Origin of the sequence: Massilia violaceinigra (assembly GCF_002752675.1) — a bacterium.
Lineage (GTDB): Bacteria > Pseudomonadota > Gammaproteobacteria > Burkholderiales > Burkholderiaceae_D > Telluria_A > Telluria_A violaceinigra.
This window is the reverse complement of record NZ_CP024608.1, coordinates 4,570,599-4,592,522: the sequence shown is the minus strand read 5'-3', so window position 1 is coordinate 4,592,522 and position 21,924 is coordinate 4,570,599. Positions and strand designations below refer to the sequence as shown.

Below are 21,924 nucleotides of genomic sequence, written 5' to 3'. Positions count from 1 at the left end.
GTGTCGTGTTGTCAATCACAGCGCGTGGATATCGTACCGGACATCGCTTCGGTCTTCCTGACGCGAGCCGGTCACCAGAAAACTGTCCCAGCCCAGGCGTCCGCCGGTGCGCGGTTCGTCCATGCACACGCCATGCACGTCGGAGCCGCGCAGCACCAGCTGCACTTCGTATTCGAGCGTCACGCCGGTAAACATGGTGATCATGCTCTTGAGCGCGCGCGCCGCCTTCCCGCCCGGCAGGAAGGAGTCGAAGCCGGCATGGTCGAGCGGGCCGATGACCAGGCGCAGGCGCAGGTCGCGCTGCCATACGCGCTCGCCGGCCATGGCGCCGCCGCCCAGCATCGAATTGGCCGCGCCCAGCATGGTCTGCTGGCTGGAAGGCACCGCATACCAGCAGCCGATGAACTGCTCGGCGCGGATACGCTGATTAAAATACTCCGACAGCACGCGCGACATCTGCACCGCCGACGGGGGGCGATGGCGCATGGCCGACGCAAAGTAGCCGAGCGATTCATCGAGCACGCCGCCACCCATGTCGTCCTTGAGGCGGTGGCGCAGCGACTCGTTGCCCACGCCGGCCAGCGACAGCAGCAGCGGCAGGAAACTGTCCTTGCCGTCGACCGCGTATTTGAGTTCGAGCCGGTACTTGCGCCAGGCTTCGAAAAACAGCGCCAGCGAGCGGTTCGAGAAGGTGTCGAGGAACGCGCGCGGGCCCTCATCCTTGTTGTAGATGATGTGGGCCGAGATGCGGTCGGTGTAATGGGCCGGCAGCGCGCCGTTCCCGCCCAGAAGGCCCATGAAGGCCGGCGTGATGCGGATGTACTTGAGCGTGTTCGATTGCAGGGCTTCGCCGAGCGACCTGGCCTGGTGCGGCACGTCGCGCGGCACCGTCTCGATGGTTTCGAGCTGGCTGGGCGGAAAAGCGAGCGAGGTCGAATTCTGGAAGCGCAGGAAGTTGGCGATCGCGCCCTGCTGCGGCGAACCGTGGCGCTTGAGCCATAGCTCGAGCATCCGCACCGCCTGGAAGAACTGGAAGCGGTACGGTTCCTCGAACAGGCGTTCGATTACAGCAGGCTCAAATCGCCGCTTCGTGGCAAGCATTTCAATAGCTCTTCTCCATTTTTATTCGATACGATCACCAGTTGGGTGAAGCTGTTGGCGTGCACGTACAGGCCGAGGAAGCGGTCGATGATGTGGGCAAAGGCGTGGATGCCGCTACCGACAAAGGCTTCCTCGTCGATCGTCAGGCGCACTTCCATGCCGCGCACCAGGCAGGCGAACGGGTTCCCCGGCAGCCAGGTGTTGGCCGCCTTGTACGCCACCGAGGCGATGCCGCCGATCTGGCGCTGCGAGGAAGGTGAACGCGGCAGGTCGTACAGCGTGAGCATTTCGCGGAAGGCATCCAGGCCGCCGTCGGCCAGCGACAGGTGGTTGAGCGACAGGTGCGAAATGAGGCGCCAGTGGGCGCCGCGGCCACGCTCGAAGCGGTGCGAGGTGGTCGGTTTGCGCAGGAAGCTGATCTGGCGCACGGTGGAGCCGCCCTCCAAAAACAGGTCGCCGCCGCGCAGGCCGTAGGTGAGCGATGCCGGCAGGTCGCGGTTGGTGCAGGTCAGTTCCAGGCTGAGGGTGTCGGTTTCGACTTCGGCCGGGTCGAAATCGATGTCGACGATCGAAATCTCGGTCTCGAAGCCGGGGCTCTTGTCGGCGATGGTTTCGTCGCGCCGCATGACCCAGTAGTGGCCCTTCTTTTCCGGCATCTGCCCGTGCTTGAGCGAGTAGAACGGACGGAAGTCGACGATCGATTCGCCCTGCGGGGTCTGGCGCACCAGTTTGACCGAATCGATCGACTGCACTTCGTAGGCGAACGCGCGGCGCGCATCGGCCAGCACCGGGTAGCTGGCGGTGGTGTGAGTCAGGCGAATCGGCTCGCCGCGCTGGCGGAACAGGTTCACCACCGGGGTGCAGCCGAGCAGCACGTTGTTGGTGGAAAGAGTGCCCAGCATGCGCGCCGCGTTCGAGTCGGTGCGCATGCCCGACAGCGCCAGGTGCAAGGTGATCGAGCGGCAGCCCATGGGCAGCACCGCCGTCAGCGCGGCCAGGTCGATGTCGAAGAAGTTGAATTTTTCGGGGAAGCAGAAATACTCGGTCAGCAGGCGGTAGGCCGTGTGCGAGCGCGCCGCGAAGTCGATCAGCGATTCGTCTTCGCCAAAGCCGGCCGCGTGCACCGGGATGGCCGGCAGGGCCATCCAGCGCCCGCTGCTGTCGCCTTCGGCGTAGGCAGCCACGGTGCGCATGAAGAGCGCATCGCGCAGCGCCGCGCAGAACGAGGGTTCGCCATCGATGAACACGCGCAGTTTTGCCAGGCCGAGTTGGGCCAGCGACACCTGGTCCGAGGTGCTGCTGATGGTCAGGCTCACGCTCGAGGTGGCGCCGACCGGAGGCCGGATCGCTTCGGGGGTGTCGATGATCGGCGCGAACGAGGCGCCGGTCAGCGCCAGCGGCGCCACCGTCACCGGATAGGCGGTGCGGAAGGTGCAGGAAGCGCCGCGCACCGGGCGCGTGGTCAGCTGGGTGCCGCGCGGGATCGCGGTGGCGGTGGTCAGCTGCGCGGCCGCGCCCGAAAAATCCATGTGCGCGATCGAGCACGAAGGGAACGGGCGCAGATAATGCGGGTACAGCACTTCGAACAGTGCTTCGGTAAATTCGGGATAGTCGTCGTCGAGCCGCTTGGCGATGCGCGAATTGAGCAGCGCGAACGATTCGATCATGCGTTCGATGTGCGGGTCTTCGCACACCTCGCCGGCGATCAGGAGGCGCCCGGCGATCTTGGGGTAGCGCTCTGAAAATTCGCGCGAATAGCGGCGCAAAAATCCCAGTTCGCGTTCGTAGTACGGTAACAGATCTTCCAAACTCAGGCTCCCGCGGACGCAGGGCGGCGCGCCTTGCTGATGGTGTAGTGCAGGCTCGATGGCTGCAAGATGGCGTCGAAGTTGACGGGTTCCTGGGAACTGCTCACGACCAGCAGCGCCGTGATGGCGAAATTGAGGCGGTTGACCGAGTCTTCGCGGATTTCCAGCGACGCCTTGACGTTGCGCAGGCGCGGCTCGTGGCGCGCGATGGCTTTTTCGAGACAAAGGCAGATGTAAGCCCTGTCGTCGGGGCTCGACAGCGACCGGCCCGCAAAATCGTTCAGGCCGAAGGTCACGATCGAGCGACCGCATTCGGGGTACCGTTTCAGCAAGTCTTCCGGAATCACGGTGCGCGTGTTGAGCAGCGCCTCGAGATCGCGTGCGACCGAGTCCTTCAAGTCCTCGACCGACATCCGGGTGACTGTGCCGCTGGAGGAGCCATTGACCGGCACATCCATCAACCGGTCGAACAAGCCTGGCGTAAAACCCTTCATTGGCACCCCGATGCGTTACTGCTGTTACGCGGTTTTGTTGGTCGACAGATCCCAGCCGCCGGAAGTGTTACCGCCCGAACCGCCGCCAACTTTCTGCTGCGTGTATTTCCATTTGACTTTCGAGTACTTCAGCGACAGGTTTTCGGTGAGGATGTCGCCCGCCGAAACTGCTGGAGCGACGCTGGAGATCAGCACGTTTTCCAGTTCGATTTCGAAGTACTTGATACGCTCGCCCTGACCGTCGGCGCGCAGGAATTCCAGCTTTGCCTTCGGCAGGGTTTTGCCCGACGAGCAGTTCTGCAGCAGCAGAGGGGTTGCCAGGTCGGCCAGTTTGGCGATAACGATATCGCGGTGCTCGGTACGCTCGGCGGTATGGCCGCCGCCGGTCGATGCGGTAGCCGATTTAGGCTGCAGCACTTCCCAGCTGACGGACTGGCATTCGATCCAGTCTTTGTGGGCGGAGTCGGACGACTCGCCTTTGATGCCGTCGATTTGGAGGTAGACGTCGATTGCCATTGTGTTCCTTTCAGTGGTTTATAGGTACTACGGGGTGCTACGATTTGGTCGATGGTGGTAGCTCCGCGACCAGACGGAGTGAAACGGAAAGCTCATCGAGCTGGAAGTGCGGACGCAGGAACGACACGGCGCGGTACACGCCCGGACGGCCCGGCACTTCCGACACTTGCACCGACGCTTCGCGCAACGGGAACTGGGCTTTCTGTTCCTGGCTTGCGTTATCGTCGAGCAGCACGTACTGCGTCAGCCAGCGGTTCAGGTGGTCTTCGACGTTCGATGCGGCGGCGAAGCTGCCGATCTTGTCGCGCATCATTGCCTTCATGTAGTGGGCAATGCGCGAGACGGCGAAGATGTACTGCAGCTGGGCCGACAGCACCGCGTTGGCGTTGGCCGAGTCGGTATTGTATTTCTTGGCTTTCTGGGCCGATTGGGCGCCGAAGAAGGCCGCGTAGTCGGTGTTCTTGCAGTGCACCAGGGAGATGAAACCGAGGTCCGACAGCTCTTTTTCACGGCGGTCGGTGATCGCGATCTCGGCCGGACACTTGAGCGCGACTTCGCCTTCGTCGGTCTTGAAGGTGTGGGTCGGCAAGTCTTCGACCAGGCCGCCACCTTCGACGCCGCGGATCGCCGCGCACCAGCCGAAGTCGTCGAACGCGCCGGTCAATTTGGTCGCAAAGGCGTAGGCCGCGTTGCACCACAGGTATTTGTGGTGGTCGGTGCCGTCCACGTCTTCCACGAAATTGAAGCCTTCGGTGGTGGCGCCATCGGCCGGATGGAACGGCAGGCGGCCGAGGAAGCGCGGCAAGGTGATGCCGACGTAGCGCGAATCTTCGGATTCGCGGAACGACTTCCATTTGGCGTATTCGACCGTGTCGAAGATCTTGGCCAGGTCGCGCGGTTTGCCCAGTTCGCTGTAGCTTTCCAGGCCGAACAGCTCGGGCGAGGCCGAGGTGATGAAGGGCGCGTGGGCGGCGGCGGCGATGTGCGACATCTGCTCGACGAAATACATGTCTTCCGGCTGGCGGGTGATTTCGAAGTCGCCCAGGAGCGAGCCGAACGGCGCGCCACCGAAAGTGCCGAATTCTTCCTCGTAGACCTTCTTGAACATCGTGCTCTGGTCGAACTCGAGCGCGCTCTGGAAGTCCTTGACCAGCTCGCGCTTGGTCGCGTTGAGCATCTTGATCTTGAGGTTGGTGCCGGTCGAGGTGTTCTTCACCAGGTAGTTCAGGCCGGTCCAGCTGCTTTCGAGCTTCTGGAATTCGGGCGCGTGCATCACGGCCGAGAGCTGGTCCGAAATCATGCGGTCCAGTTCGGCGACGCGGGCGTCGATGGTGGCCGACAGGTTGTCCGACACGATCACCGTGCCGTCCATCACCTGGTGCACCAGTTCCGAAATCAGGTCCTTGGCGCGTGCGTGCTCGACGCTCGATTTGGCCACCTTGCTCTGTTCGACGATCTGGTCGAGCAAGGCCGTTTCATGGGTCGTCGCGGCGGCGCCGGAGGCAGGGGTCAGTTGAGCGGACATGATCAGTCTTTCTTGGCGTTGGCTTGCTGGCCGAGTTCGGCCAATTTCTCGGTGTTGCTGAGCACATCGTTGAGGATGTCTTCGAGTTTGTCGTTGCCGGCCAGCTTGTTGCGCAGGTCGGCCAGCTTGGTGCGCGCTTCGAGCAGCTTGCGCAGCGGCTCAACCTGCTGGACCACCGCCTCGGGACGGAAATCTTCCATCGACTTGAACTTGAGGTCGACGGCGAACTTGCCGCCCTCGCCGGTCAGGGTGTTATTCACGCGGTAAGCGGCGCGCGGCTCGACGCCCTTCATGACTTCATCGAAATTGTCGCGGTCGATGCCGACGAAATTGCGGTCTTTCAGGCGTTTCTTCTCGACTTCGGAACTGCCGCCGAAATCGCCGACGACGCCCATCACGAACGGCAGCTCCTTGCTTTCGATCGCATCGCCGATTTCGACGTCATAGGTCATCTGCACGCGCGGCGGACGCACTTTTTGCAGACGCTTTTGGACACTTTCTTTCTTGGACATGGTGGTTCCTTCTACATGGTTGGAGCGTGAATCGCCGGCTTACTTGAGCAAGTCGAATGGGTCGGATTTATTGCCGTCGTCCTTGTCGGTCTTGGACGTCTTCTCTGCTGGCTTGCGCCGGGTCGGCTCGGTGCGGCGCGTCGGGGTAGCGGCGGTGTTATCGCCCAGGTTTTCGCGCAGCAGCTTGGCCAGGTCCTGGGACTCGGTGCGCAGCGCCGGGGTCATGCCATTCTGGCGGTTCAGGTCGCCCAAGGCACGGGTCGACAGGCGCAGGCCGGCGATGGCGATGATGCTGTTGGCCGCTTTGTCGTTGGGATCACGCAACAACACTTCCTGGGCGCTGACGATCGCTTCGCCATACTGGCCGGCGTCGTAGCGGGTCTGGGCGATGCTGGCCCACGGCGCCTTGTCGGCCGGATAGGCGGCAGCGGCTTGTTTCCACACGGTGACGGCCTGCTCCTTCTGCCCGGAACCGGCGGCCTGGCTCGCCTGGTTCAGCAGATCGGCCAGCGGGGCCCGGGGCGGGACCTTCGGCGCCGAGTCACAGGCGGAGAGAGCCGCGGCGCAAGCCATGACGCCGAACAGGTGCTTCAGATCGGAAAAAGTGGTCATGCGGTATCCTCGAAAGCATTGACAGAAAATTAATGTGTATATTGTAACACTTATTACACGAGCAACGTTAGCAGAGATTGAAATTTTACATCGCGCAATTGAAAATCACACATTTTCACTTTGTAGTAAGCGCGCACGTTACATTAGCACGGAGACAAATCTTCTCATAAATGTTATTGTTCCGCTAATTAGTTTTTCAAATTGATGTAAAAATTGCCAAAGGTGCCCACAGCATGTCTAGTAAAGTCCTCTGGGGCGAAGGATTGTTCCTCCGGCCCCAGCACTTCCAGCAGCAGGACCAGTACCACGAGCACCGCCTGCACGAGAGCGTGAAGGCGGTCCATCCCTATGCGTGGGGAGTGAACCAGTTGCAGGTGGACCGCGACGCGCTGGCCAACAATGCGCTGCGCGTGCTGGAACTGTCGCTGCGCTTCCAGGACGGCGAACTGGTCGACGCGCCGGGCGCCGACGCGCTGCCCGAGACGGTGGACCTGAGCCAGCTGCTGCAGTCGCAACAGAGCGTCACCTTTTACGCCGCCCTGCCCGCCTTCAAGCCGTTCGGCGGCAACTTTGCGCCGCTCGGCCAGACCGCCAACGCGGCCCGCTTCGTACAGGCCAATGCCGACACGCCCGACCTGTACACCCAGGCCGCGCAAGCCCAGCTGACGTACCTGAAGAAAAGCGTGCGCCTCATTTCCGAGTTCGAGCCGCGCGATTCCTACACCCACTTCCCGCTGCTGCGCCTGCGCCGCGTGGCCACCGGCGGCTTCGAGATGGACCCGGCGTTCGTGCCGCCGAGCATGTCGGTGCGCAGCGCCCCGATCCTGTTCCTGCAGCTGCGCCGCCTGATCGACGCGCTGCAAGCGAAGGTGAGCGCGCTGTACGGCCACCATCGCGAGCCGAGCAAGAATGTGATCGAGTTCCGTTCCGGCGACATGTCCTCGTTCTGGCTGCTGCACACGGCCAGCACCGCGTATGCCTCGCTGACGCACTACTTTCACCACCCGGGCCTGCATCCGGAACGCCTGTACGAAGCGCTGCTGGGCGTGGCGGGCGCGCTGATGACGTTTTCCAAGAGCTGGACCCTGGCCGACCTGCCGCCCTACCAGCACGCCGATCCCGGGCCCGCGTTCGCGAAACTGAACATGATCATCCGCGACCTGCTGGACACTGTAATCTCGTCAAAGTACTTCGCCATTGCGCTCGATCTAATCAAGCCGTCCTACTATCTGGGATCGCTGGAGTCGGGCAAGATCGACGACAAGACCGCGTTTTACCTGGCCGTGTCGGCCAATTTGCCAGCCATCGAGCTGGTGGACGTGGTGCCGCTGCGCTTCAAGATCGGCGCGCCGGACGACGTCGAGAAATTCGTGCTTTCGGCCATGCCGGGCGTGCGCCTGCAGCACGCGCCGCAGGTGCCGCCGGCCGTTCCGGTGCGCCCGGACACCGTCTACTTCACGATCGAGGCCAAGGGCCAGATGTACGAACGCATGATGCAGGCGCAGTCGATTTCCATCTATGTTCCTGAAGGCTTGCGCGAGCTGACCCTGGAACTGATCGCCGTAACCTCCTGACCCAAGGATTTGCCCAGATGACTACCACTGCACCCTCCCTGATGGCCGGCGGCCCGGTTGCCGCCGCCGCGGGAGCCACTCCGCAAACGCTGCTGGACCTGATGTACGACGGCTTTTACGCGCTGTTCATGCTCAAGAACGGCAACGGCCCGCAGAACAATGCCGACTTCCAGCACAAGACCACGCAGTTTCTCGAAGAGTTCACGCGCGGCGCCAAGAAACAGGGCGCCTCGGCCGACGACATCGACGCCGCCAAATATGCCTTCTGCGCGGCGGTCGACGAAATCATCCTGCGCTCGACGTTTTCGATCCGCGACGAATGGGAACGGCGCCCGCTGCAACTGGTGCTGTTCGGCGACCAGCTGGCCGGCGAGAATTTCTATCACCGCCTCGAATCGCTGCGCACGCGCGGCAGCACGCATCTTCAGGCGCTGGAAGTGTTCCATATGTGCCTGCTGCTGGGCTTCCAGGGCCGCTACATCCTGGAAGGCTCGGAAAAGCTCAACTACCTGACCGCGCGCCTGGGCGACGAAATCGCCAACATGAAGGGCAAGCGCGGGGGCTTTGCGCCGCACGCCGACCGGCCCGACCAGATCGTGCACAAGCTGCGCAGCGACCTGCCGCTGTGGGTCCTGTGCTCGGTGTTCGGTTTGATCTGCATCCTCGGCTACATCGGCCTGCGCGCGTCGCTCAGCAAGACCACCGAGGAACGCATGGCGGGTTACAACGATGTCGTCAAGCTGGCGCCGCGCGCGGCCAACCTGACCATCACGCTGCCTTGATGGCAGGCGCCGGCCGGATCGCTCCCTGAGCGTGTCCGGCGCCGGCTTGGGCGATCATCACGCATCGCCGGGCCGACCGTGGTGGCGATGAGCGTTCCGTTTGCGGCGCAGGCAGCAGCCAGCGAAGCCGGTTGGAGGATTCATGAAACAGGAAATCTACATCAGCACCGACGTCGAAACCGACGGTCCGATTCCCGGGCCGCATTCGATGCTCAGCATCGGATCGGCAGCCTACCTGGCCGACAAGACGTGCATCGCGACCTTCAGCGCGAACCTGGAATGCCTGCCCGACGCCGCGGCGCATCCCGCCACCGCCGCGTGGTGGCTGACCCAGCCCGAGGCGTGGGCCGCCTGCCGCGCGGACCTGGAGACGCCACTGGCGGCCACGCAGCGCTATCTGGCATGGGTCAAGTCGCTGCCGGGCAAGCCGGTGTTCGTAGCTTACCCTGCCGGCTTCGATTTTCTGTTCGTGTACTGGTACCTGATCCGCTTTACCGGCGAAAGCCCGTTCAGCCATTCCGCGCTCGATATCAAATCGTACGCGATGGCCGTCATGAAGCGCGATTACCGCGACAGTACCAAGCGCAATATGCCCAAACACTGGTTCGATCCCCTGCCCCATTCGCATGTGGCGCTGGACGACGCCATCGAACAGGGTGCGCTGTTCTGCAATATGCTGGCCGATAACCTGGCGCGTGGACGTCAGGACGGATAAGCGGCGATCTTGGCGGCGAGCCGCTGCGCAAGGTAGCCATTGGCTTCACCCAGCGCAGCGAGAATGACACTGCCCTCCTGGCCGTAGGCGCTGATTTTTTCTTGCGGCCAGTACGATGGTGGCGCTTGCAGGTTGCTGATGCGATCGGCCAGTTTGACGCACCAGATGGCCTTTGGCTGGAGCCGGATTCTTGTCAAGCTGTCGGCCATGGCATCCGCCTTCGGGAGGCCGGGCGACTTCGATAATGCAGCCACGCCGTCGGCCACGGCCAGTCCGAATTCGGCGACCAGCGTATCGTGCGAGACGCCCTGATCTTCCATCGCATCGTGCAGGATGGCGCATTGCATGGCCGTGCCGATGCCGTCGATCCGCTCCTGCGCATGGGCGCCGAGAAGCTCCATGCTCACCATCCCCAGATGGACCAGATAGGGCATGTCGGTGCCCGGGAATTTTTGTTGGGCGTGCACCTGAGCGGCGTAGCGCCACGCCTTGAGCCATGCTTCCTGGTCTGCGTAATCGATCTGCTGTGTCATGATTCCTCCGATGGTCGATCTTAGCGCAGCCGGCACAAATGCGTGCGACTGGCTACAATATCGGCACGCCGACAAGCGTCGGTATCGATAGGAGAAAACATGTTCAGGGAAGTTGCGGAGCTCAAGGTCGCTGCGGGAACGGAGCAGCTGTTTGAAGCAGGCGTGCAGCAAGCCATACCACTGTTCAAGCGCGCCAAAGGATGCCATGGCATGCGCATGGAGCGGTCGGTCGAAGAACCGGGCAGCTACATGCTGTTCGTCGAGTGGGAATCCATCGAGGACCACATGGTGCATTTTCGCGAGAGCGAGGATTTTCGGGAATGGCGCCGTCTGGTGGGCGGCTATTACAGCGCGCCGCCGCGCGTGTTCCATACCACTAGCGCGGTCGAGGGCTTCTAACCCCACGCGCTGGCGCGAATGATTTCAGTACAGCCGTCGGGCGCGTTGTATCGCCCGCGGCAACACGTCATCGCCGCAGCCGACGATGCCATGAATGGCTAGTCAAAAAACAATTGCGCGTTCAATACAGTGGCTTTCTAAACACTCATCGTGCAAAAACGGCCTACCTCAACACTCGACGTCGAACCATGCATCAGCTCGACCAGGCTTTTCACCTTTGCGTCGAAGCCCAGTGACAAGAAGCAGGCTGAACGCGTGGCGGTTCAAACCGTGGCGGTCAACGCCATTGGTGGCATGAACAAGAAAGCTGTCAGGAACGTCCAGGCTGGACTAACGGCCGCGTCCCGCACCTTCGCCCGGGAAGCAAAGCAATGCGGGGCCGCCTCCCAGAGACATCCATGGAACTCCCAGCTCGACTTCGAAAAAAACCAGCTCCCCGAGAAATATGTGAGCGTCGTTTTTGCCAAATCGACCGTGTGCGTTAGAACGCCGGATATCGAAAAAGAAGCGCCGGTGTTTTCGCACGCGACCGGCAAGTCGGTGTCGGCCAGATCGCTCTTCAGGCAAAAACTTTCCTGTTGCGAAAATCATCAGCGGCGCATCCAGCAATAAGGAGTTGATCCGCCTGGATGAGGAAATGGCCCACACCCTGATCGACGGTAGCAAAGAGAGCGATGAAAAACCACGACGAACGGTGCGATTTTAATCTGAATAATACGTCGTCCGGTTTTGGATGGATTGCAAGAACCTCATCCCGTTTCCCGAGTTTCTGCAAACCAAATCGTTCTGCCAGAAAGAGTACCTGATTCAGGTCGCAGAATAATCCGGGCGGGCTGCCCGTTTTTCACTCGCGACACATGGCCGCTCCACTCCATGCGCACGGGCGCGGCGGCACACCATCGAGCACGCCGCCATTGGTGGCGATCACCTCGCGATTAAGAGAGGTTGTGTCCTTGAGCGCGCGCTCCTGGTCGCGTAGTTCACGTGCGCAATGCCAAAGCGTTTGAAAAAACGGTACACCGCCATGAAGGAAGGCGAATGAAGCCCAGGAGCTCATCAAAAACATTTCTCGTTCGCATCTGTACGGCGTTCGCTATATCGAATTATTGTAATCGTAGTGGTATTCCGCCGCCTCGTCGCACGTCCAGATATGGCCATCGAATGAATCGACAGTTAAATTTCCGCCTCCCTCCCTCGGCTCAACAGAATTCTCGCGCGGGTCATGGACGAGAAAATACCAAAACATCGGATTCGATACGCCGGGCCGCGTTCTGTGGCAAATAACCGTCCCACCGACACTATCCATATATATTTCGGCATATATTCGCGCCTCATCTTGAGATATTAGTGCTGACCTGTACCGGACCGGAATATTAAAGCACCTAATACCGTTGCTCTTGAAATTCATAAGAATCGCAACGTTTGTTAATCGTTTCAAGTTCAGTCCCAGAAATCCCAAATACAACTGATTTTCGTCAAAGGCAATAGTAGGATCAAAAATGCGCAATTGCTGCAACAGCTTTGACGAGCCGCTCAGTTTTTCAATCAGATAGATATCGCAGATCTCTTGCATTATTCGCTTTCATATTCAAACTAGCTGTCTATTCACAAATAGTGTCTCGTCCTCATCGTTAGCATTTTCCTCTTTGTAACTTGCCGATTCCTCTCTTGAGCCGGCGACCTGAACAATACGCAAAATCCGCTCAATGCGGCCTTACAAAGAGAGTTTAAGGGAGAGCAAGCAACAGCAAAGTGATGGGTCAACAGGTCATACCGGGCAAGGACACTCCGACAGGGAAAGGGCCGTTCAGTCCGAAGATCAGATAGGAGCCTCGCCCGTGAATGCCATCCGGGCCAGCAGGATACAACGCCTGCGCAGACAGGCCGCATATAAGACTGCAACCTCCGTTAATGCATTGTACTGCCAACACTTGCAATCCAAGGGGCGTCCATATAAGTGCTTCCCTAGCTCTCTTTTTAGCCGCTAAAAAAAAGTCGCACCCCGAACACGCGCGAAAAACAGTGGGTTGGGAACGGCTTTTTATGTCAAAAAAGAGAAGAAGAAAATACTTCCAGAATTTCTTTCTTCCGAAGTTGGGAGCGGATTTTTCAGAATAAAAGAAGTGGCTACTTCTTTTTCTTGCTCAGAAATTCATCTATCCCTCGCTCGCGTTCGGGACTGAGCGGTTCGTCCGTACATAACTCATATAGCTCTTTATCGCCTACGTGGGGCAGCAATACGGAAAGCCGATCAAATACCTGAACCTCAATTAACCCCCATTCCAGCAAGGCAGTAAGGTAACCATGCCAGACTAGGGCAACTTTCTCAGTCGGACCACGCCAACCGAGTTGATTGATGATCCGATTACGCAACTCTTCTTCTGTTGGATAGCCGTTAATCATAATGGTTTCCGTGGAACAAAAATCGTGCCCTCTGATGTAATAACGGTAATGCTTTGAATTTTCGATCCGGTTTCAGCATCGGCGCCAAACGCACGGCCGACACCACGTTGCGCAATTTGCACAGTCATCCCAACTTGGCCGCGAGCGTCAATGATAATGTCTCCAGACTGTCCGCGCCCGTTCATGACCGTACTAGGAAACGCTTTTGAAAGACCATCCGAAGAATGGTGTAATCGAATCTGCTGTATTCGCAACTATGGCTGAGCAATTTGCCCCAGTAATCAGCCGACTCCAGAAACGCGTCAGTCTCGTGAGGACCTGAAATGGTAGACCCCGTTAGGATCCCATCAGATTAGCACGCGCGATACCGTGCAGGCGACAAGGCTAAAAATCCAAGAGCTCACCTTTACAAACAACACCGCCTATTGGATATCTTTGCAGAATATCGATCAAATAATTTTCTAACGTCAATCCAGTGCCCTGAACCGATTCCGCGTTTTCATCGTAATGATAGACTTGCATATCATCAGGATTTCTGGTTTGCAGAAAATAATATTGCGTCTCTGCCTCGAGCGAAAAAACAAACGGCTTATTTATAAATTCAAATGCACCAATCTCCTGCAAACCGTTGAAAAAGTTAACTTGGAACAACAGGTGCGTTCTTACTGACCAAGTGGGCCGATAAATAATCAAAGGATCATCTCCAATTACCCCTCCATCGCATCGACCCGCCTTTAATAAAAATTCAGAGAAATCGCCTCCGATATTAATTCCGTAAAGCCGCTCAATTCTTCGCAATTCGAACTCATGATACCCCACCATTCTTTCACCTGCTTCGGGAACCAGGTGCTCAATCTTATCAAAGAATAATTTCGTCACGGCTTTACTCCTGTAGTTCCCTGATATACGTTAATTGTTAGATCGGGATTATTAATCGCTAAATTTGGAATCGTCTGAACACAGCCAGCGCACATACCTGGCGCCTTTGTCGAGGTGTTCTGGACTGCCATGTCGATAGTCGCTTTGGACGACGAAAAATTATCGTTGATGTAACTTCCAAGCTTCATTTCCGCGTGTCTGGCATTTAACTGCCCGTTGCCAACCGGCGCGCTGCCCAAAGTACCGCTATCGCCTCGGATGACTTTGTAATCAATTCCATTAATTGTAACATTGTCAGCCGCATCGCCCCTCCAGGATTTTCCACTAACACTAAGTAAATGAATAATCTTTCCGCTATCGGTTGTAATGACGGCTGTGGCAATCGAGATATCCTGAGTATTGCCGGATGACACATAGTTTTCAAGCTTGTCCCGTATGGCATTTATGTTCAGTGCAGGATGAGCCGTTTCGTCGAGACCAAAAACCTTGAAATTCGGTAAGCCGACGACAGCGTTAGGGGGCTGAGGGGTATTTGCCCGGTTCGCTTCGGGCGTATCCGCAGCCGTCGCTGGATTCTTCGCCGGCGCCTCGCCGTTCGAACCCTCGGGTGTTTCATTCGCAGGCGGGCTCGAGCATGAGCTACCTTCGCAATCGCATCCGCCAGTATTATGCACCCATGTTTCAAACGCCCCGACGTAGAAGGTATGACCTATGTCAACCGTCAGATTGTGCGTGCGTCCTTGATCTTGAACCCGTTCAAGCGATGCAACCGTAGCGCCATGCACCGAACGCTCGCGGGCAGTCAACTGGTCCCCAGCCTTCAGATCGATCGCTGCAACGAACCCACGACCACCAATGAAAAACGTATGTCCAGGCGTAACCAGCAAGGCTTCTTGCCCACTATCGCCATCAGCCCCCTGGCGAGTCAACGTGAGCCGGTAAATCGGCTGATCGTCCCGGATATGCGTAGCCGTTACCGTCGAAGCAAACACATCCCCGGTATTGTCATCGCGGCGGGTCCATACCTGATCGCCCTGCTTCAGGGTTTCGATCGCGATGTAGCCCGCGGGTGTGGCAACCAAGGTACCGGGAGCGAAACAACATGGACGACCATCTTTGTCCAGCCTCTGCTTTGCAGGCGCCGGCGCTCCGGCATCAGCTAACTCATCCTTGATTTCCGGAGCCGGATCTTTCACCTTCGCCGGCGGCTCATCGACTTGCGCGACGGCCGGTTTTGTGCCGGAAGGCGGCAGCTCGGTTGTAGATTTGATGCCCTTGATACCCGGCACCCGACCGATTGCGTTCGTAAGCTGATCGCCGACCAGCCCTGCCCCCTTGCCGGCAACCTTGCCTGCGCCGGTCGCTTCAGCCAGCAATGTAATACCCTGTGCAGCGGTAGCGATGCGAACCGCACTCGTGATGTCCTGGCCATACAGGGCATTGAGCTGCTGTTGTATGTCTGTATTTGTAGAAGCTGCAAAGCCCTCGCCGAAACTTTTCGCGCGCGAACCGACATCGTCAATTGCTTTCTCAACTGTATCAAACGGATGCTTAACGGCTTCCCAGGCCGAATTGGCCATTCCGCCCGCAATTTTCTTTGCGACGTCGACCGGATTGGCTAACACGGCGTCGAGAGCATCGCCTCCGAGCTGCTTAATTTCATATTTCACCCCAGCAATCGCCAGCCGGTTCGCATCAGGCTTAGCGTACTTGTTTATGAAGTTGCGGTCGGTGTCATACAAACCGTTTTGCGGCGCCGTGAACTGGCCACCCTCGACCGTGAATAGCCCTTGCGGCTTGCCGTCGCTGTTCGTAAAGCTGGTTGCGTTTGCACCTTTAAGAAATTCTTGTGCGTCCTTGTTTTCCCCATCAGTCAAGACACCGCGCCAAAGCAGGTCGATATCCTTCAACGCTTGCTGTGTCAGGATTGCGGTCGCCTGCGCCTCCGAAATTGGTTGTCCATTTACGAGCGTCATTGCCGCGAACTTCTTCGCGTTTTTCTTAATCCAATTGGACTCGTCTGGGTGCAACTGCCGATTGTTAAGCTCTGCCGCCAACGTCAAACCAGCCGTCTGGGCATTACCGATGCTCGCGCCGACCACCACACTGGCCAGATCGGCAACGAATTTCGTCTCGGTTGGCCCAAGCCCTTTCGTCAACTCATCGATCAACGGACTCTTCGCTTCATTCAAGCTTCCCGCCACGAAACCCTTCAGCGCATCGCCACCGCCCACCTGGCTCAGAATCGAGGTCGCGGCCCCGTGCAGGCCAGCCTTGTAAAGGCTGCCGTCTTTCCAATCGTCATATTGCCCCTGGAACTGGAGCATGATGGCGTCGGCTTGCGCCAGGGTTTGCTCCAAGGTTGCACGCTTCGCCGGATCCGTCTCGGCGGCGAGTCGTCCTTCTGTCGCAATCTTCAGCAACTGGGCGTCGGTGTACGGCTTGGTCATCGTCTGTGCAAGATCCCCAATGGCCTTGTACACATACGGCGCGCTGGCTCCGGCGGCTAATTGTCCGGTGCCCTGTCCCGACAAGCCGCCAACCAGCAAGCCTGTCGCAACGGTCAGCGCGCGTGAATAGTCACCCTTCGGTCCCCAGTTCTTGACGTCGGTGTTGGCGACGTCTTGCGCAGTCGTTGCCACAGCCAGGTTCCGGTTCGCTGTGGCAATATCCGAATTTGCAAGCGCGCGCTGTTCCGGCGTACTGGCAGAATCGTTCAATACTGCCCGAGCCCGCTCGATCTCCGTTTGAGAAGACTTGACGTCCGCTTCAGCCAGATTCAGTCGATCCGTCGCCCCGCGCGCAATGTCACCATTGATCTGCTGGCCGGTCGCAATCAAGGTGCCTGCCGCCGCGCCCATCGCCTTCTGGTCAGCCATCACGGCCTTCATGTCTTTCAGCGGATCGACTGCCTTATTCGCGGTCGCCAGGTCGGTGTGCGCACCGAGCTCTGCCGCACTGCTCATCTCCTTGCCGCCGATATTGATCTTGCCATTCGTCAGCGTTGCATAGGTAGTCGAACTGTCTTTACCCTTGTCCTGCATCGGCAGGCCGGGCGTGACGTTCGGGTTGCGTGCGCCGGTACTGGTCTGCGTTTCCGGCGCGGCGCCCTTGACCGCACCGGTGGTGAATCCGCCTGACAGGCTGACCGACTGGGCCTTGTAGTTCATCTGGTTATCCAGATTCTCGAACGTGATGGCCTTCGTAGTCAGGTCGGAATTAGCCGCGTTGGTACTGGCAATTGCACCGCCCTTCAGCGCAATCGTGTCGGCCTTGACATGGTAGCCGCCGTCGCCCGCAAACAGGCCCGACTGCTCCAGCACGACCTTGCTGCTGCCATCGGCCGACGTATGGCCGATGTTGCCCGACGCTTCCCACGCGGTGCCGAACGACAGCTGCACCCGAGCACCTACGTTGGTTTGCTCGTTGTGCTGCTTGTTCGTGTCCTGCACGGACTCGATCGCCAGCTTGCCGCCCACATTGGCGGTAACGCTGTCGCCCTTGACGACCGCGCCCTTGAGCGTAGTGTCGCCTTTAGAGGCAATATTGACCGTAGCCCCGGTCAGCCTGGTATTGGTATTAACCGTGGCGTTGTTGTCGTATTCGCCCTTGCCCACGTTGGCGGTGGCGTACACATAGGTGCCGGTCTGCGCACCGACCTGAACGCCCACGCCCACCTCGACGCCGGCGTTATTATTGCTGCCCTCGCTGCTCATCTGGCTGGTGGCCGATTGCAGCACGATGTCGCGCGCCGAGTCGAGTTTCAGTTCCTTGCCGGCGGTTATGCCAGCGCCGGTGGCCTTGATATCGCCTTCGGTCGTGGTCAGCGCCACATTACCGTTGGTGCCCGTGAGCGTGGTGGCGATTGCCACGCTGCCACTGCTCTGGTCGCGGCTCTTGGCGGTGGCAATGCCAATGCCAGCCTCGGCCTTGAACAAGGTGCCGCTGCCACCAATCCCCGCAGCAACCGCTTGATACGCGTTCGCAGCCGCAGCCATGTTCTGCATGGTCGAAAGGCGTCCGTCCGATTCCTTGGCCGCCTTGCGGTTGTTGGCCAGGTCGATCAACGGCGAGCTGATACGCGCAAAGCCGCCGATCTTCAGGTCCGAACTGTCCTGCGCGCTATTGCTCGTATTGAGCGCCGTGCCAATCTCGATCGACTTGGCAGTCACGCTGACATCGTTTTTCGCCAGGACATTGCTGCTAGTCTGGGTGTATTTCTCCCCTGCCGTCAGGGTGATATTGCCGTTGATGCTGGCCACGCCCGACTGCACCTGGGTAACCGCGTCATTGCTGCCGTTCTTCTTGATGTTGTTATATCCGGCAAAACGCTCGGTGTCCGACACGACCACCTTGCCGATGGCCTTGTTGTTGCTGTGGTTATCGTTCGAGACGGTATCCTGGCCGCTTTGAATGGTCAGGTTCCTGCCAGCGGCGATGTCGACATTCTTGTCGGCGACCACCGAAGCGGCCGTGAGAACAATGTCGCCATCCGTGCTCTTGAGCGTGGCGTTGCCGCCGACCGACAAGGTGGTGCCGGTAATCGTGTCGGCACTGCCTTTGCCGTTGTCCTTGTTGTTGAACATGCCGACCGGCAGGCTGCCGCGCGAATCGATGCTCCAGCCCTTGGCCTTGTTGTCCTGCCCTTCGCTCTCGGTGCTATGTGCAACATCGAGGATGATGCTGTCCTTGGCCGTGAGCGAGGCGTTGCCTTCGGCCTTCAGGGTCGCGCCTTCGCTGGTGATGCTGCCGCCCGTGGCGTCAATGCTCAGGTTGCCGCCCGCCTTGAGCATGCTGACCTGGGCGGTGCTGCTGACGTGATCCCTGGTCCCGGCCGCACTGCGCGAACTGCCTTGCACCACCACGCCGCCAATTGCCGCCAGCAGGCCTTCCCCCACCCCGTCCGCGCGCTTGGTGATCTTGCCCACGCCGCTGTCGGCGCTGTTGCCCTTCTCGCTTTCTTTACGCGCCTTACTGAACGCCGCCTTCGGATCGAGCGTCACCCCAACCGAAAAGCCTTTCGATGCCGTCTTATATGCGCTGTGCTCGTCGCTGGTGTTCTGCGCCGCTAGCAAGTCGACCGTCTTGCCGCTCAAACTGAGGTCGGTTTTGGCGTCGAGTTCCGACGCGATCACCTTGATGCCTTCGCCGGCAGTGATGCCGACCTTGCCGTTGGTGGATTTGATGGTCGATCCGACCTGGCTGACCAGATCAAGGCTCGACTGGCTGGAGCCGCTCGACTTGTTGTAGCCCACGCTGGCCGCGCCGCCGGCATAACCGGCCGTGAAACCGGACTGCTTCTGGACAGCGCTATTGCGCTCCTTGTAGATTTCCTCGGCCGACTTGATCGTGACGTTGCCTGCGACCGCTTTCAGCGATACGTCGTTCACGCCTGCAATCAAGCTGCCGCTGACCGTCAAGTCCTTGCCCGCCTCGGCCAGCACGCTGTCGCCAACGACCCTGCTGCCCGTCACCTGCTGCAAACTTTCCGTGCTGGTGCTGCTCGACATCCTGCTGCCGCCAGGCGTGCGGCTCTTGCTGTAGCTCTCGCGCAGGCTGTCGTGCTCGGTTGTGATGGCCTGGACCGTCAGGTCGTTGTTCGCCAGCAGCTTCGCTACGCCGGTTTGGGCCACGATCGTGCCCGCGTTGAGGACGAGGTTGCCCGTGCCCACCTGGGCAATCGCCTTGCCGTCCTTGTCTTTCTGCCCGGTTGCAACGCCGGTCGCGCTGATGGAGACGTTGTTGCCGGCGCTGACGACGCCGCCACTGAGGCTTTCGTCATCGTTCATGGCACGGTTGTACTGCTTGCGGCCCGCCGTTTGCACGTCGACGAGGGTGCGGTCCTTGACCGCGGAGATGGTGACGTTGGCGCCGCCAATGACCACGTCATTGGCCGCGGCGACACGGCTGCCGCTCAGCGTGGCGTCGCCGGCCGCCCTGATGGTGGCGTTATTGCCGGCAGTCAGATTGCTGCCGACGTTCGATACGCTCGCCTCGCTGGTGTAGCCGGTGCGGCCCATCGTGTTGCCGCCCAGCGGCACGAACAGCGCGTGCTTCTCTTCCACGCCGGCGATGTCGATGTTCTTGCCCGCCAACACAGTCAAGTTCGCGGCCGCGTCGACCTGGGCCGCGCGCGCCGTGAAATTGCCTTTGGCATCGATGAACACGTTGCCGCCGGCAATGGTGGCGACGCGGTCGATGTTGGTGCGGCTCGATGTGCTGGTGCCGTTGTTGCCAACAGTGTCAACGCTGCGCGCCTGCATGGTGCTGGCGACGAGAATGTCGCGGCCGGCATTGAGCGTGACGCGGCTGTCGTCGGTGGCGCTGCCATCGACGCCTTTGTTGGACAGGCCTGCAATGCGCCCGCCGACGTTGGCGATATCGTTCGCCGCCTTGATGTCGATCGCATCACCGGCGACGGTGCCGCGATTGGTGACATTTTGGGCGTCGAGGTTGACAGCGCCCTGCATGTCGGTCGGCTTCGCATTGGCATAGCCGGCCAGGATGGTGCCGCTGTTGCTGATGCTGCCGTTCTGGTTGCGGATGGTGACGTTGTCGCCGGCAATCAGCGCGCCGCCGGTCGACAGGTCACCCTGTTGCGGACGGCGCAGGTAGACCTGGGGCACCAGCACCTTGGTGGTGCTGCCGTCTGGCAAGGTGACGGTTTCTTCCTGCAGCCACACGATGTCGGTCGTCAGCTGGGCCATCTGCTGCTCGGATAGTGCCACGCCCGGAGTCAGCTGGAACTGTTTGGCGTAGGCCACGCCGGAATCCATCAGCGCCTTGAACGCCTGTTCGTTGTTCTCGTAGCCGGACAGCTTGTTGCGGCCGGTAATGTTGATCAGTTGGTCGGCGAACGCGCGCTGTTCCACGAAACCATCGCCGTAGCGCTTGAGGGTGCGCTGTGGATCGAGGTCAAGCTGGTCCAGGAAGTAATCGCTGCCGGTCCACTTGTTTTTGTCGGTGAACAGCGGGTCGGTTTCGACCAGATAGCCGGCGCCCTCGCCCGGTTTCAGGGAGAACAGATTGCCGCCCGGCGCTTTCCAGTCCGTGTTGCTGGTCAGGATGACGTTCGGCACGTCCGTTGCGCCGCCACTGCCCTTTTGCTGGGCATCGGCCGCAGCCGTAGTACCGACTGCCGGTGGCCATTAACGACCACGCCCTGCGTCGCCGCGCCCTGTACGGTGCCGGTTCGACGACCGCGCCGACATTGATTCCGCCGACGGTGGAGGCAGTCGCGTAACGGCTCCACCGACGAGGTCGTGTCTAAATGTCAGACCTGGCCCTATTCCTGTATGGCACCATTCCTTGGCACCATTCCTCAGTCGAAGCACTGCCCAACTCTTATAATGCCGACTGTCTGGACGGGGCGAAACCAAGCATCCGTCGCGCCGCAGCAAAATTGACTGCGAGCGCGACATAATTCGGAAGTCGGAATAATGCCGCCGAGCAAGCCCTGCGTCATTGGGTAATCGCGCGCCGTATAAGCATGGGCACCCGCAGCGAAGCCGGCACGCGCGCGTTCGCGCTTCTGGCCGGCGTCATCGAGACGTGCAGAAAACGATCGGCATCCTCCTGGCCCTACATTGCCAGCGTCATTGCCCCAGCCCGGCGCGGTCTGACGGTGCCAACGCTGCAGGCGATTCCGGTCGGGGTGTGAACGACTACGGGGCATCAGGACCTCGGTCGTGCTGCCGTCCGGCATCGTCACGGTTTCCTCCTGCAGTCACACGATGTCAATGGTTAGTTGCGCGAGAAGTTCACCTTACAATAATTTTTCATTTTCCAACAAAACGATAACTTTATTTCCTCCGACAATATTTTTAACCATCGACACCAATTCCGGCAGCTCCTCGACGGCATTTTTTTCATTAACCCGTATCAAGAAAAGAGAGCGCGCATTCAACCCATGCTCCATTGCAATTTCATGATGAATTTGGTTTGCTTCCCTTGCCAGTGACACAATAAATTTATTGGAATAAAACTCTTCGACTTGAGTTGAAAGACCTTTAATGACTAGCCCCAACTCTTCCTTTGAATTAGACGAATAACAAAACAAATCAATAGCCAT

General features: G+C 59.4%; 19 protein-coding genes. 6 read left to right on the top strand and 13 right to left on the bottom strand.

Annotation, left to right across the window (positions count from 1 at the left end; all coding sequences use genetic code 11):
* Nucleotides 1-15: 15 nt before the first annotated feature.
* From tssG to CR152_RS34275, 7 genes are read right to left on the bottom strand one after another with little or no spacing between them, the layout of a single operon-like run.
* Nucleotides 16-1,101 (bottom strand): type VI secretion system baseplate subunit TssG, encoded by a 1,086-nt coding sequence (gene tssG / locus CR152_RS20140; RefSeq protein ID WP_099877655.1) that lies wholly within the window; start codon nt 1,099-1,101, stop codon nt 16-18.
* A complete protein-coding gene (gene tssF / locus CR152_RS20135; protein ID WP_099877653.1) occupies nt 1,065-2,909 on the bottom strand; it encodes a type VI secretion system baseplate subunit TssF in 1,845 nt (614 codons plus the stop codon). Before tssF ends, tssG begins: the two co-directional genes overlap by 37 nt.
* A gap of 2 nt (nt 2,910-2,911) precedes the next feature.
* Complete coding sequence (tssE, locus tag CR152_RS20130) at nt 2,912-3,403, bottom strand: type VI secretion system baseplate subunit TssE (protein WP_099877650.1); 492 nt, start codon at nt 3,401-3,403, stop codon at nt 2,912-2,914.
* Between the two features lie 24 nt (nt 3,404-3,427).
* Nucleotides 3,428-3,919: an Hcp family type VI secretion system effector gene (locus CR152_RS20125; RefSeq protein WP_099877648.1), complete on the bottom strand. Its 492-nt coding sequence runs from the start codon at nt 3,917-3,919 to the stop codon at nt 3,428-3,430.
* 37 nt (nt 3,920-3,956) lie between these two features.
* Nucleotides 3,957-5,444, bottom strand: coding sequence for a type VI secretion system contractile sheath large subunit (tssC, locus tag CR152_RS20120; RefSeq protein ID WP_099877646.1), 1,488 nt, complete (start codon nt 5,442-5,444; stop codon nt 3,957-3,959).
* Nucleotides 5,445-5,446: 2 nt separating this feature from the next.
* Nucleotides 5,447-5,956 carry a type VI secretion system contractile sheath small subunit gene (gene tssB / locus CR152_RS20115; protein ID WP_099877643.1) on the bottom strand — a complete coding sequence of 170 codons (510 nt, stop codon included), beginning with the start codon at nt 5,954-5,956 and terminating at the stop codon, nt 5,447-5,449.
* A 39-nt stretch (nt 5,957-5,995) separates the two neighbouring features.
* Nucleotides 5,996-6,568, bottom strand: coding sequence for a tetratricopeptide repeat protein (locus CR152_RS34275; RefSeq protein ID WP_229413473.1), 573 nt, complete (start codon nt 6,566-6,568; stop codon nt 5,996-5,998).
* A 233-nt stretch (nt 6,569-6,801) separates the two neighbouring features.
* Here CR152_RS34275 and tssK point away from each other — a divergent pair, with 233 nt between their 5' ends.
* The 3 genes from tssK (at nt 6,802) to CR152_RS20095 (ending at nt 9,639) form a co-directional block, all read left to right on the top strand.
* The gene (tssK, locus tag CR152_RS20105; RefSeq protein ID WP_099877640.1) at nt 6,802-8,142 is read left to right on the top strand and encodes a type VI secretion system baseplate subunit TssK; all 1,341 of its coding nucleotides are present in this window, start codon (nt 6,802-6,804) and stop codon (nt 8,140-8,142) included.
* 17 nt (nt 8,143-8,159) lie between these two features.
* On the top strand, nt 8,160-8,924 hold the full coding sequence (icmH, locus tag CR152_RS20100) for a type IVB secretion system protein IcmH/DotU (protein WP_099877637.1): 765 nt from the start codon (nt 8,160-8,162) through the stop codon (nt 8,922-8,924).
* A gap of 142 nt (nt 8,925-9,066) precedes the next feature.
* Nucleotides 9,067-9,639 carry a 3'-5' exonuclease family protein gene (locus tag CR152_RS20095; RefSeq protein ID WP_099877634.1) on the top strand — a complete coding sequence of 191 codons (573 nt, stop codon included), beginning with the start codon at nt 9,067-9,069 and terminating at the stop codon, nt 9,637-9,639.
* Here CR152_RS20095 and CR152_RS20090 read toward each other — a convergent pair.
* The gene (locus tag CR152_RS20090) at nt 9,627-10,172 is read right to left on the bottom strand and encodes an HD domain-containing protein (RefSeq protein WP_099877631.1); all 546 of its coding nucleotides are present in this window, start codon (nt 10,170-10,172) and stop codon (nt 9,627-9,629) included. The two genes, CR152_RS20095 and CR152_RS20090, sit on opposite strands and share 13 nt — an antisense overlap.
* A gap of 99 nt (nt 10,173-10,271) precedes the next feature.
* Between CR152_RS20090 and CR152_RS20085 the strand changes: the two genes are divergently transcribed.
* Both CR152_RS20085 and CR152_RS20080 read left to right on the top strand, forming a co-directional pair.
* Nucleotides 10,272-10,571 (top strand): antibiotic biosynthesis monooxygenase family protein, encoded by a 300-nt coding sequence (locus CR152_RS20085; RefSeq protein WP_099877628.1) that lies wholly within the window; start codon nt 10,272-10,274, stop codon nt 10,569-10,571.
* Nucleotides 10,572-10,721: 150 nt separating this feature from the next.
* Nucleotides 10,722-11,183, top strand: coding sequence for a hypothetical protein (locus CR152_RS20080; RefSeq protein WP_099877625.1), 462 nt, complete (start codon nt 10,722-10,724; stop codon nt 11,181-11,183).
* A gap of 481 nt (nt 11,184-11,664) precedes the next feature.
* On the opposite strand, the gene CR152_RS20075 is transcribed toward CR152_RS20080, so the two are convergent.
* The 4 genes from CR152_RS20075 to CR152_RS20060 form a co-directional block, all read right to left on the bottom strand.
* Entirely contained in the window at nt 11,665-12,144 is a 480-nt protein-coding gene (locus CR152_RS20075; protein WP_099877622.1) for a hypothetical protein, read from the bottom strand.
* 554 nt (nt 12,145-12,698) lie between these two features.
* Nucleotides 12,699-12,974 carry a hypothetical protein gene (locus CR152_RS20070; RefSeq protein ID WP_099877619.1) on the bottom strand — a complete coding sequence of 92 codons (276 nt, stop codon included), beginning with the start codon at nt 12,972-12,974 and terminating at the stop codon, nt 12,699-12,701.
* A 384-nt stretch (nt 12,975-13,358) separates the two neighbouring features.
* Nucleotides 13,359-13,853 (bottom strand): hypothetical protein, encoded by a 495-nt coding sequence (locus tag CR152_RS20065; protein WP_208640162.1) that lies wholly within the window; start codon nt 13,851-13,853, stop codon nt 13,359-13,361.
* Nucleotides 13,850-20,932, bottom strand: coding sequence for a hemagglutinin repeat-containing protein (locus CR152_RS20060; RefSeq protein ID WP_099877616.1), 7,083 nt, complete (start codon nt 20,930-20,932; stop codon nt 13,850-13,852). Before CR152_RS20060 ends, CR152_RS20065 begins: the two co-directional genes overlap by 4 nt.
* Nucleotides 20,933-21,342: 410 nt before the next feature.
* Here CR152_RS20060 and CR152_RS20055 point away from each other — a divergent pair, with 410 nt between their 5' ends.
* Nucleotides 21,343-21,513: a hypothetical protein gene (locus CR152_RS20055; RefSeq protein ID WP_208640161.1), complete on the top strand. Its 171-nt coding sequence runs from the start codon at nt 21,343-21,345 to the stop codon at nt 21,511-21,513.
* Nucleotides 21,514-21,618: 105 nt separating this feature from the next.
* Here the strand turns inward: CR152_RS20055 and CR152_RS33130 are convergent, their stop codons facing one another.
* Nucleotides 21,619-21,924: a CDI system immunity component gene (locus CR152_RS33130; protein WP_157778623.1), complete on the bottom strand. Its 306-nt coding sequence runs from the start codon at nt 21,922-21,924 to the stop codon at nt 21,619-21,621.

What these genes read in the sequence shown, in the direction of transcription:
- CR152_RS20090 (WP_099877631.1), bottom strand. Translation starts at nt 10,172, where the DNA reads ATGACACAGCAGATCGATTACGCAGACCAGGAAGCATGGCTCAAGGCG.
- CR152_RS20095 (WP_099877634.1), top strand. Translation starts at nt 9,067, where the DNA reads ATGAAACAGGAAATCTACATCAGCACCGACGTCGAAACCGACGGTCCG.
- icmH (WP_099877637.1), top strand. Translation starts at nt 8,160, where the DNA reads ATGACTACCACTGCACCCTCCCTGATGGCCGGCGGCCCGGTTGCCGCC.
- CR152_RS20070 (WP_099877619.1), bottom strand. Translation starts at nt 12,974, where the DNA reads ATGATTAACGGCTATCCAACAGAAGAAGAGTTGCGTAATCGGATCATC.
- CR152_RS20085 (WP_099877628.1), top strand. Translation starts at nt 10,272, where the DNA reads ATGTTCAGGGAAGTTGCGGAGCTCAAGGTCGCTGCGGGAACGGAGCAG.
- CR152_RS20075 (WP_099877622.1), bottom strand. Translation starts at nt 12,144, where the DNA reads ATGCAAGAGATCTGCGATATCTATCTGATTGAAAAACTGAGCGGCTCG.
- tssC (WP_099877646.1), bottom strand. Translation starts at nt 5,444, where the DNA reads ATGTCCGCTCAACTGACCCCTGCCTCCGGCGCCGCCGCGACGACCCAT.
- tssE (WP_099877650.1), bottom strand. Translation starts at nt 3,403, where the DNA reads ATGAAGGGTTTTACGCCAGGCTTGTTCGACCGGTTGATGGATGTGCCG.
- tssG (WP_099877655.1), bottom strand. Translation starts at nt 1,101, where the DNA reads ATGCTTGCCACGAAGCGGCGATTTGAGCCTGCTGTAATCGAACGCCTG.
- CR152_RS20125 (WP_099877648.1), bottom strand. Translation starts at nt 3,919, where the DNA reads ATGGCAATCGACGTCTACCTCCAAATCGACGGCATCAAAGGCGAGTCG.
- CR152_RS20055 (WP_208640161.1), top strand. Translation starts at nt 21,343, where the DNA reads ATGGGCACCCGCAGCGAAGCCGGCACGCGCGCGTTCGCGCTTCTGGCC.
- CR152_RS34275 (WP_229413473.1), bottom strand. Translation starts at nt 6,568, where the DNA reads ATGACCACTTTTTCCGATCTGAAGCACCTGTTCGGCGTCATGGCTTGC.
- tssB (WP_099877643.1), bottom strand. Translation starts at nt 5,956, where the DNA reads ATGTCCAAGAAAGAAAGTGTCCAAAAGCGTCTGCAAAAAGTGCGTCCG.
- tssK (WP_099877640.1), top strand. Translation starts at nt 6,802, where the DNA reads ATGTCTAGTAAAGTCCTCTGGGGCGAAGGATTGTTCCTCCGGCCCCAG.
- CR152_RS33130 (WP_157778623.1), bottom strand. Translation starts at nt 21,924, where the DNA reads ATGGCTATTGATTTGTTTTGTTATTCGTCTAATTCAAAGGAAGAGTTG.